Origin of the sequence: Sodalis sp. (in: enterobacteria), from assembly GCF_047607725.1 — a bacterium.
Taxonomy (GTDB): domain Bacteria; phylum Pseudomonadota; class Gammaproteobacteria; order Enterobacterales; family Enterobacteriaceae; genus JBLKSS01.
This window is the reverse complement of the sequence record NZ_JBLKSS010000057.1, coordinates 1-9,496: the sequence shown is the minus strand read 5'-3', so window position 1 is coordinate 9,496 and position 9,496 is coordinate 1. Positions and strand designations below refer to the sequence as shown.

Sequence of the window (9,496 nt, the reverse complement as noted above, 5' to 3'; positions counted from 1 at the left end):
AGTCCAGCGGGAAATTGGGACGACGTCTTGAGGGTTTTGGTGGGGTTTGTTTCATGAATTGTGCCCATTAAAAAAATAATGGACATCATCTTCAATAACTTGATGGGGAATTAACAGACGGCGCTGGGCGTACGCTTACGTCTAATATGCTTTGATCCACGGAGCGCCGCTGCGCGACCACGACGTAATGGCTTTTATAGCCAAATAGTATCTGGTCAGTGCTTAGACACGCTTAATATAATCCGAAATTCGACAATCATAAAAAGGAGAGTTGCATGTTTATTGGCTCTAAGACGGGTAGTTACACTCTAAAACCGGAACAGACAGATAATGGCAGCGCGAAAACGTCCGCTAAAAGTGGCTTGAGCCGTCAGATTTTGCATTGCATCATGACGATTGAGAATAATGCGAAAACCTTTAGCACGACGGTTACCAATCGCTGCATTGGCGGGATGGTAAGCGTATATAACTTTTTGTCCACTGTTAGGAACAAGTTAGCCGGCGCTGAAAAACCCGCCGATAATGCCAATTCAACGCCTGTAGCCGTTCATGATGCCGCCATCATGAAGCAAAACCCCTTGACGTCTGAGGATATCGTCGCGGCAAAAGAGAAAATGCAAGCCACAGTCAATGATTTTCTCACAGATGAAAAGGGTTTTGAGCAGTTAGTTGAAGCAACTATGGCGTCGGTGTACAGCGAAGCTTCCGATGCCATGACGGCGTATTGCAAGCGAATCGATCAGTCCGTGCCTAAGGGGTATCTACATGAAATAGGTACGGCCTCAATGGAGAGAGGATTAAAGTGCACTGATAAACATGCGGAAAAAAATGAAGAAGCCAAGGAGAGCGGTAAAGAGGTGTCTGAGCAAGATAAGCTATATATTCCAAGCGGCGCAGGAATGCATCTGTTAGTTAGCGTATTCAAGACTGAACTCTTCTTCCGAAATGTCAAAATCTCTACAGATTTTGATCTGATAAAACACGCTAATGATGAGATATTTGCGATATTTGATAAGCTTGCCGAGCAAGGTCACGGCCAAAGCCCGCTGCCGTTCAGGGAGGAACTGGCGCAGATAAATAAATCCTGGGAAAAATTGTTGGTTACTACAGAGTCCGACAGTTAAGCGACGTCGCAATGTTGTCCAACGTTAAGCGAAGAATATAAACGTACGCAGGCACGCCCGCGTCGTGAAATGTCACTCGCTGCCTTCCTGTGCGATCGAGTAGACTAACGACAACAAAAGTGAAGACGGGTTATGTGATGATGACGGACAGTGGGGCGCTAAAGCCCCTGAACAGTTTTGCCATTGACGTGTGGGCACGGCGCGTAATCGTGGTGCATACAGAGGCTGAGCTGTTCACGTTTTGGCGGCAGGCCGCGGAGGACGCTACGCCGGTGCTGGTGTTGGGCGGCGGTAGTAATGTGTTGTTTCTGGAAAACTATGCCGGCACCGTGTTGCTGAACCGGATAGCGGGCGTAGCAATCGAAGAGCGTCCCGACGCTTGGCATTTGCACGTCGGCGCCGGAGAGGTGTGGCATGACCTGGTGCGTACCTGTCTCGACCTGCGTATGCCGGGTCTGGAGAATCTGGCGCTCATCCCCGGCTGCGTTGGTTCTGCACCGATCCAGAATATTGGCGCCTATGGCGTCGAGTTGCGTCAGTTCTGTGACTATGTCGACGTGCTGCAGTTGGCAACCGGCCCCTTACGGCGCCTGAGCGCTGCTGAATGCCAATTCGGTTACCGCGACAGTATCTTTAAACACGCGCTGCGCGAAGGCCACGCCATTGTCGCGGTTGGCCTCCGGCTCGCCAAAGCCTGGCAACCGGTATTGACCTATGGCGATCTGGCCTGTCTGGATCCGCAGCAGGCCACCCCGCGGCAGATTTATGATACGGTTTGCGCGATGCGTCGCGCGAAATTGCCCGACCCTACGCTGCAGGGCAATGCCGGTAGTTTTTTCAAAAACCCGGTTATTGATGCGCTAGCAGCACAACAGTTGCTGAGCCACTATCACGATGCGCCCCACTACCCTCAGCTAGAGGGCGAAGTGAAGCTGGCGGCAGGTTGGCTTATCGATCGTTGCGGACTAAAAGGCTATCGCCTCGGCGGCGCGGCGGTTCATGACAAACAGGCGCTGGTTTTGGTCAATGCCGATAACGCGACGGGTGAGGATATTGCCGCGCTGGCGCGCTATGTGCGTCAACAGGTTGCGGAACGCTTTGCCGTCTGGCTGGAGCCGGAAGTGCGCTTCATTGGCGCCAATGGCGAAGTGGATGCGGTGGGAGTGATAGCATGAAAGACGTAAGTATCCCGCTTAAGCTGATAAGTTTACTGGCCGATGGCGAGTTCCATTCTGGCGAACAATTTGGTGCGGTGTTGGGAATGAGCCGCGCTGCCATCAACAAACACATTCAAACGGTGCGCGATTGGGGGGTGGATGTCTTTACGGTACCCGGTAAAGGCTACCGTTTACACGGGCCGCTGCAGTTATTGGATGAAACCGCGATCCGCGCGCGCCTACCGTCGGGTCGGCTGGCGGTCCTGCCGTTTATTGACTCCACCAATCAGTATTTGATCGAGCGCATCGGCACCTTAGAGCCGGGTGACGCCTGCGTGGCGGAATATCAGGCGCAGGGACGCGGCCGACGTGGTCGACAGTGGATATCGCCGTTCGGCAATAATCTTTATTTGTCCCTCTATTGGCGTCTTGAGCAGGGTCCGGCGGCCGCCAGCGGCCTCAGTCTGATGGTCGGTATCGTCATGGCGGAGGTGCTGCAACGCCTGGGTGCGGAAGGGGTGCGCGTCAAATGGCCGAACGATCTTTATCTCAACGATCGCAAACTGGCCGGGATCTTGGTGGAGATTACCGGTAAGGCCGGCGACGCCGCTCATGTCGTGATCGGCGCCGGTATCAACCTGGCGATGAGTGAGCCTGCGGCGGGGATGATCGACCAGGGTTGGATCAATCTGCAGGAGGCGGGCATCGTCATCGATCGCAATGCGCTGGTCGCCGAATTGACCGCTACGCTGCGTCAGGCGCTGCGGCAGTTCGAGGGTGACGGGTTCGCGTCCTTTGTCGCCCGCTGGCAGGCGTTGGATAACTTCTTTGACCGGCCGGTGAAATTACTCATTGGCGATCGGGAGATCAGAGGCATTGCGCGCGGCATTGACGCCCAGGGGGCCCTATTGTTGGAGCAGGACGGAGAACGCCACGCGTATTTGGGCGGAGAGATATCGCTGCGCGGTCTTTAGCCATAGCGTCCTATCGGCGACGATGTCGGAGAACCCGTGCGATGCATCGTGTCCTGCCGTCGCCGGTTGTGCCGCGGCCTATTTCGGCGCCAAGCCGAGCGAGGGGCGTTTACTTCAAGGTGATCGTACTTCCCGGCGTCAACACGCCTGCTCGGTAAAATCGGCGCGGTAAAGCGCCGCGTCGTAAGGGCAGGCGAGCGTTGCCGCACCGTCGGCCACCGTTAACCAATCCCCCTCCGGTAGCCCCACCACCGTCATCTCCGGTCGTGCACGCAAGAGCTCATCCAGCCGTTGTTGGCGGGTTTCGCCCTGATGGCCTGCGGGCAGTTGATTGGTATAATGGGGATTGATTTGGAAATTTATAAGCCCCAGCGCATCAAAACCGCCTGGATCGACAATCGGCATATCGTTAGTGGTGCAAAGGGTGGGACAAGCCAGATTGGCGCCAGCGCTCCAGCCTACGTAGGCCGCGCCTTCCTCTACCCGCCGGTGAATCGCGCGCAGCAAACCACGGTCGCGACAGTGTTTCACTAAATGGAAGGTGTTGCCGCCGCCGACGATGATGATCTCGGCATTGGCGATGGCCGCACCCGCTTCCGCCGTCCGATGTATCCCCATTACGTCTACCGCCAGCGCTTACCTGACTTTATCGGTATAGGCGCCCCAATCGACGATGACTCCGGCAAACAGCACAAACAGCGCTCGCCGCCTACCCTGCAGCAGTTCGCCGATCGGCGCGATGGCATGCTCCAGATAGCTTTTACCGGGACATGTAGAATTGCTGAGTAATAATAATTGCATTCACTCCCCCCTAAAATCGACGCCGCCCAATGTCGGGCAAATAAGATGTTATCAGTATCGGTGGTCATTATCGCACCTGCCGGCCCGAGCTAGCCAGGAAGACGGCCGGTTGCGCTTCAGGGCGCGCCGGAGACATTACCGTGAGAGCATCATACTACCTGGGGGAACATCTTGCACCAATAAACAGGGCGGCTGAGGGAGCGAAAGCCGAGATGCGGACGCTGCAATGCGCCGAACAGGGTGCCTGGCGCCCAGGTGTGAGCCGCTGGCGACCGCGGTTTAGGCATCAACTGAGATGACCCGGCGGCCGTGCGACGCTATTTGCGCAGCCGGACCCTATCCACCGCATGATTGGCGCTTTTACCCAGGATCAAACTGGCGCGCTCACGCGTGGGAAGAATGTTTTGCTGCAGATTGTGCCCGTTAATTTCGGTCCACAACTGGCTGGCGATAGCCACCGCCTCTTGTTCGGAAAGTTGGGAATAATGGTGAAAATAGGAGTCGGGATCGGAAAACGCGCCCTGACGGAATTTCAGGAAACGATTGATATACCAGGTTTGCAGTAGCGCTTCAGGCGCATCGACATAGATGGAAAAGTCGACAAAGTCGGAGACGAACACGTGGTGTGGATCCTGGTTATAATCGCTGCCGCTTTGTAAAACATTCAGCCCCTCTAAGATCAAAATGTCCGGCTGGGAAATGACTTTTTGTTCGTCGGGGACGACGTCGTAGATCAAATGGGAATAGACCGACACGGTAACCCGCGGCGTTCCCGATTTCACTTTTGAGACGAAATTGACCAGGCTGCGGATATCATAAGACTCCGGAAAGCCCTTCTTCTTCATGAGGTCCCGCTGCTTGAGTACCTGATTGGGATGCAAAAACCCGTCGGTCGTCACTAGCTCCACCGTACGGTGTTCGGGCCAGCGGCTCAGCAGCGCCTGCAGGACACGCGCCGTGGTGCTCTTGCCGACCGCCACGCTACCGGCGATGCCGATGATATAGGGTATCCGCGGGCCGTCGGTACCGAGAAACTGCTCCAGCACCGCCTGGCGACGCAGATTGGAACTAATATAAAAGTTGAGCAGACGCGACAGCGGCAGATAAATCTCAGCCACTTCATCAAGGGAGAGATCTTCATTGATCCCCTTCAGCTTGACGATTTCCGCCTCGGTGAGCATCAGCGGCACGGAATTACGCAACGCGGCCCACTGTTTGCGGCTGAATTGCAGATATGGCGTGGGGGGAGATTGCACAGCTTTAATCATAACGTGAGCCAGCCCGTTGCACAGTCTATTCAGGGCGCAGGACGCTAACCCGGAAAGAAAACAAGCTGCATAGTATAGACAGCTTCGCCCCTATCGTAGAGTGTTTTTTCTGCCGCTGGAGAGGAATTTTGAACCTGACGGGGGATCCTCGGCCGGTGCCGCCGCCTTCCTATCGCCGATGTGCGATCAGGGAGGGAGAAACACGGCTACGCCGGGGCTGTACCCGTTACGCCGACAGTGCTACTATGCCGGCCAAAGCGTGATATTTCACTGCTTCGAGCATGAATAATAACCAATTTTGCGCGCCGTGTTGTGAAATTGGGTAATTTCTGAGCGAAAGTGCGAATTACGCGATTTTTTTGTTGCATAGGTCGTCCGCTCTACCTAGAATGCGCAGCACTTGATGCCGGCATAGCTCAGTTGGTAGAGCAACTGACTTGTAATTAGTAGGTCGAGGGTTCGACTCCTTCTGCCGGCACCAAAAAAAATCTGGTGGGGTTCCCGAGCGGCCAAAGGGAGCAGACTGTAAATCTGCCGTCATAGACTTCGAAGGTTCGAATCCTTCCCCCACCACCAAATTCGTATCGAGCACGATACACACCCGGTTGCGGAGCATCATGGCGCAGCGGGGGGGGGGAAGGTGAGAACCTTCGACCAAGGTTCGGGCCGAGCGCAGCGAGACAACGATGCGCAGCGTCGGCCCTGGACCTATGCATCATACTACAATCTACAGAAATATCAGGTAGCCGAGTTCCAAGATGCGGGCATCGTATAATGGCTATTACCTCAGCCTTCCAAGCTGATGATGTGGGTTCGATTCCCACTGCCCGCTCCAATGTGCTGATATAGCTCAGTTGGTAGAGCGCACCCTTGGTAAGGGTGAGGTCGGCAGTTCGAATCTGCCTATCAGCACCACTTCTAGTCTCCCTGCTGATTCACTTTCTGTAAGAAAAAAAATTCAGCAGGTATTTCGCCTGGTTGATGTGGTGATACCACCGATATATTCGTGTCTTAGAGGGACAATCGATGTCTAAAGAAAAGTTTCAACGCACAAAACCACACGTTAACGTCGGTACTATCGGCCACGTTGACCATGGTAAAACGACCCTGACCGCCGCCATCACCACCGTTCTGGCCAAGGCCTACGGCGGCAGCGCGCGCGCCTTTGATCAGATCGACAACGCGCCGGAAGAAAAGGCCCGTGGTATCACCATCAACACATCGCACGTTGAATACGATACCCCGACCCGCCACTACGCGCACGTAGACTGCCCGGGGCACGCCGACTATGTGAAAAACATGATCACCGGCGCGGCCCAGATGGACGGCGCGATCCTGGTCGTTGCCGCCACCGACGGCACGATGCCGCAGACCCGCGAGCACATCCTGCTGGGGCGCCAGGTCGGCGTACCGTACATCATCGTGTTCATGAACAAATGCGACATGGTTGATGACGAAGAGCTGCTGGAACTGGTAGAAATGGAAGTGCGCGAACTGCTGTCGCAGTACGACTTCCCGGGCGATGACACGCCGGTTATCCGCGGTTCCGCGCTGAAAGCGCTGGAAGGCGACGAAGCCTGGACGCAGAAAATCATTGAACTGGCGGAAGCGCTGGACAGCTACATTCCGGAACCGGAACGCGCCATCGACAAGCCGTTCCTGCTGCCGATCGAAGACGTATTCTCCATCTCCGGCCGCGGTACCGTGGTCACCGGTCGTGTAGAGCGCGGTATCGTCAAAGTGGGCGAAGAAGTGGAAATCGTCGGTATCAAAGACACCACCAAAACCACCTGTACCGGCGTTGAAATGTTCCGTAAACTGCTGGACGAAGGTCGTGCCGGCGAGAACGTGGGCGTGCTGCTGCGCGGCACCAAGCGTGATGACGTCGAGCGTGGCCAGGTTTTGGCCAAGCCGGGCTCGATCAAGCCGCACACCCAGTTTGAATCGGAAGTGTATATTCTGAGCAAAGACGAAGGCGGCCGCCACACGCCGTTCTTCAAAGGCTACCGTCCTCAGTTCTACTTCCGTACCACTGACGTGACCGGTACCATCGAACTGCCGGAAAGCGTTGAAATGGTGATGCCTGGCGACAACATCAAGATGGTTGTCAACCTGATTTCTCCGATCGCCATGGACGACGGTCTGCGTTTCGCCATTCGCGAAGGCGGCCGTACCGTTGGCGCCGGCGTTGTTGCCAAAGTTATCGCTTAAGACAATACGTCTTACAGCCAATGCCGGTGTTAAGCCGGCAGCATAAAAGGGCGCCTTGGGCGCCTTTTTTTATGGCTGCGGTATCTGGGCGGCGGTTGCTGGTAGTCGTGGGTCGCGGCACGCGTCGGGCGGTCCACCGCGTTGCGGCGCTATCGCGCCCGTGCGGGCACGGTGGTCCGGACAGTTTTCCGCTACTTCACATCAACATTAGCGTAGCTGATAATGTCGCCACCTAAAGGCGTATAAGGCCACCAGGGCCGCGGCAAACCCCGTCGCTGCGCCCAGGCCAAGCGCCCAGCGCGGGCCGAATTGATCGGCCACCCCACCTACAATGGGTGTGCCGATAGGCGCTCCGCCCAAAGCGATGCCCAAACACAGCGCCATCACCCGCCCGCGCATGGCCGGTTCGGTGGAAAGCTGCACAGGCTATTGGTGGCATTGGTAAACGTCAGGGCGGCGACGCCGATAATGATAAGCGCCCCCGCAAAAAGCCAATAGTCCGGCGCGACGGTGGCCAGCAAACAGCCTAGTCCAAATACCGCGGCACCGGCCAGCAACGCCGTCTGGCGAGGGGCACCGCCGCCGCCGGCAAGCAAGGCGCCCGACAAGGTACCGATAGCCATGATCGAGGACAACAGGCCAAAACCGCGGGCGTCGGTATGGAACACGTTAACGGCCATCGTGGAAATGAAGATGGGAAAATTCAGTCCAAAGGTGCCGATAAGAAACAACATGACCAGTATGACTTTCAAATCTGGACGGGACGCGACATAGCGGAACCCTTCCATCAAACTGCCTCGGGTGCGACGCGCACGCACATTCGCCTGCAGATCGGCGACACGCAGGAACGATAAGGACACCAACACCGCCAGGAAAGAGGCGCCGTTGAGCAGAAAAGCCCAGCCGGTACCTACCGAGGCAATAATGACGCCGGCGATGGCCGGTCCGACCATGCGCGCGCCGTTATACAGGGTCGAATTAAGTGCGACCGCATTGGGCAAATCCGTATCACCCACCATTTCCGCGACGAAGGTTTGCCGCCCCGGCGCGTCGAACGCCGCCGCTCAGCCGAACAATAACGCGAAAAGATAAACATGCCAGAGTTGAACGACGCCGAAAAGGGTAAGCGCGCCCAGCAGCAGCGCAAGTATGCCCATCGTCGCCTGGGTGGCGAGCAGAAGTCGACGTTGATTGCAATGGTCGGCCGCAAAACCTGTCCAGGGTAACAACAGCAGCTGTGGTCCAAACTGTAACGCCATGACCGTGCCCACGGCCGAGGCGTTATGCTGCGTGAGCTGGGTCAGCACTAACCAGTCTTCCCCGGTGTTCTGCATCCACGTGCCCAGATTGGAAACCAGGGCGCCGGCGGCCCAAAGTCGATAATTGTAGAGCCGCAGCGAACGGAAAATCCCGCTTGCCGTTGCACTCATCGCCGCGGGACCGGATTCGCGCCCTGCAGCCGGCCGAAATGCACAGCCAGAAACAGCCCCATCGCCAGAATGCCGAACCCGATAGCGGCGGCGGCGGTAATACGGATGTCGAAATCGCCAATACGACAGAGGAACACATAACCGAGAACCAGGTTAACGCACCCCCAAAGTACGTTGACCGGCGCGGAGGAAAGCCCGCGTCCCATTGGCTTGGCAAAGGGGGTAGGGAACGTGCGGCCCATCATACCGCCGCAGAGGTGGGGTACCGCATTGGTAAGCAAAAGGCCGCCAGCGAACCAGGAAAGCCACTAATGCCACATTAAATACCTCCTTTGGGATCGCCAACGGATAAATGCTAATTTGCCTCAAGCCGGTTTAGCCGGCCGCGGAAAGGTGCAGATTCCGACGTATCCGATCATCTGTTCCGGCGACATCCGATCAGTTATTCCGATATTTTCCGATCACCCATTCCAGTGATATTCGATCACGTGTTCGCTCATCTTCTGACTCGGTTTTAGTCTATTTTTCCTG

6 protein-coding genes, 4 tRNA genes and 2 pseudogenes are annotated in these 9,496 nt (G+C 56.2%); 8 read left to right on the top strand and 4 right to left on the bottom strand.

Going from position 1 to position 9,496, the window contains the following annotated elements; translation table 11 throughout:
- Positions 1-275 precede the first annotated feature (275 nt).
- From ACMX3H_RS06020 to birA, 3 genes are all read left to right on the top strand, one after another.
- Complete coding sequence (locus ACMX3H_RS06020) at positions 276-1,124, top strand: hypothetical protein (protein ID WP_415210163.1); 849 nt, start codon at positions 276-278, stop codon at positions 1,122-1,124.
- Between the two features lie 137 nt (positions 1,125-1,261).
- Positions 1,262-2,299 (top strand): UDP-N-acetylmuramate dehydrogenase, encoded by a 1,038-nt coding sequence (gene murB, locus ACMX3H_RS06015; protein ID WP_415210162.1) that lies wholly within the window; start codon positions 1,262-1,264, stop codon positions 2,297-2,299.
- A complete protein-coding gene (birA, locus tag ACMX3H_RS06010) occupies positions 2,296-3,255 on the top strand; it encodes a bifunctional biotin--[acetyl-CoA-carboxylase] ligase/biotin operon repressor BirA (protein WP_415210161.1) in 960 nt (319 codons plus the stop codon). The genes murB and birA overlap by 4 nt, the downstream gene beginning before the upstream one ends.
- Before the next feature lie 138 nt (positions 3,256-3,393).
- Here birA and pepE read toward each other — a convergent pair.
- Positions 3,394-4,056 (bottom strand): annotated as a pseudogene (pepE, locus tag ACMX3H_RS06005) (dipeptidase PepE).
- A 317-nt stretch (positions 4,057-4,373) separates the two neighbouring features.
- Positions 4,374-5,324: a type I pantothenate kinase gene (gene coaA / locus ACMX3H_RS06000; RefSeq protein WP_415210160.1), complete on the bottom strand. Its 951-nt coding sequence runs from the start codon at positions 5,322-5,324 to the stop codon at positions 4,374-4,376.
- A 405-nt stretch (positions 5,325-5,729) separates the two neighbouring features.
- Between coaA and ACMX3H_RS05995 the strand changes: the two genes are divergently transcribed.
- The 5 genes from ACMX3H_RS05995 to tuf all read left to right on the top strand — a co-directional run bounded on the left by ACMX3H_RS05995 (position 5,730) and on the right by tuf (position 7,535).
- Positions 5,730-5,805: transfer RNA gene (locus tag ACMX3H_RS05995), tRNA-Thr, on the top strand.
- Positions 5,806-5,815: 10 nt separating this feature from the next.
- Positions 5,816-5,900 (top strand) — tRNA-Tyr (locus ACMX3H_RS05990).
- Between the two features lie 184 nt (positions 5,901-6,084).
- Positions 6,085-6,159: transfer RNA gene (locus ACMX3H_RS05985), tRNA-Gly, on the top strand.
- 4 nt (positions 6,160-6,163) lie between these two features.
- Positions 6,164-6,239, top strand: a tRNA-Thr gene (locus ACMX3H_RS05980).
- Between the two features lie 111 nt (positions 6,240-6,350).
- Positions 6,351-7,535: an elongation factor Tu gene (gene tuf / locus ACMX3H_RS05975; protein ID WP_415210159.1), complete on the top strand. Its 1,185-nt coding sequence runs from the start codon at positions 6,351-6,353 to the stop codon at positions 7,533-7,535.
- Positions 7,536-7,918: 383 nt separating this feature from the next.
- On the opposite strand, the pseudogene ACMX3H_RS05970 reads toward tuf, so the two are convergent.
- Both ACMX3H_RS05970 and ACMX3H_RS05965 read right to left on the bottom strand, forming a co-directional pair.
- Positions 7,919-8,869 (bottom strand): annotated as a pseudogene (locus tag ACMX3H_RS05970) (MFS transporter).
- 92 nt (positions 8,870-8,961) lie between these two features.
- Positions 8,962-9,210 carry a hypothetical protein gene (locus ACMX3H_RS05965; RefSeq protein ID WP_415210158.1) on the bottom strand — a complete coding sequence of 83 codons (249 nt, stop codon included), beginning with the start codon at positions 9,208-9,210 and terminating at the stop codon, positions 8,962-8,964.
- Positions 9,211-9,496: the final 286 nt, after the last annotated feature.

What these genes read in the sequence shown, in the direction of transcription:
- birA (WP_415210161.1), top strand. Translation starts at nt 2,296, where the DNA reads ATGAAAGACGTAAGTATCCCGCTTAAGCTGATAAGTTTACTGGCCGAT.
- murB (WP_415210162.1), top strand. Translation starts at nt 1,262, where the DNA reads ATGATGACGGACAGTGGGGCGCTAAAGCCCCTGAACAGTTTTGCCATT.
- ACMX3H_RS05965 (WP_415210158.1), bottom strand. Translation starts at nt 9,210, where the DNA reads ATGATGGGCCGCACGTTCCCTACCCCCTTTGCCAAGCCAATGGGACGC.
- tuf (WP_415210159.1), top strand. Translation starts at nt 6,351, where the DNA reads ATGTCTAAAGAAAAGTTTCAACGCACAAAACCACACGTTAACGTCGGT.
- ACMX3H_RS06020 (WP_415210163.1), top strand. Translation starts at nt 276, where the DNA reads ATGTTTATTGGCTCTAAGACGGGTAGTTACACTCTAAAACCGGAACAG.
- coaA (WP_415210160.1), bottom strand. Translation starts at nt 5,324, where the DNA reads ATGATTAAAGCTGTGCAATCTCCCCCCACGCCATATCTGCAATTCAGC.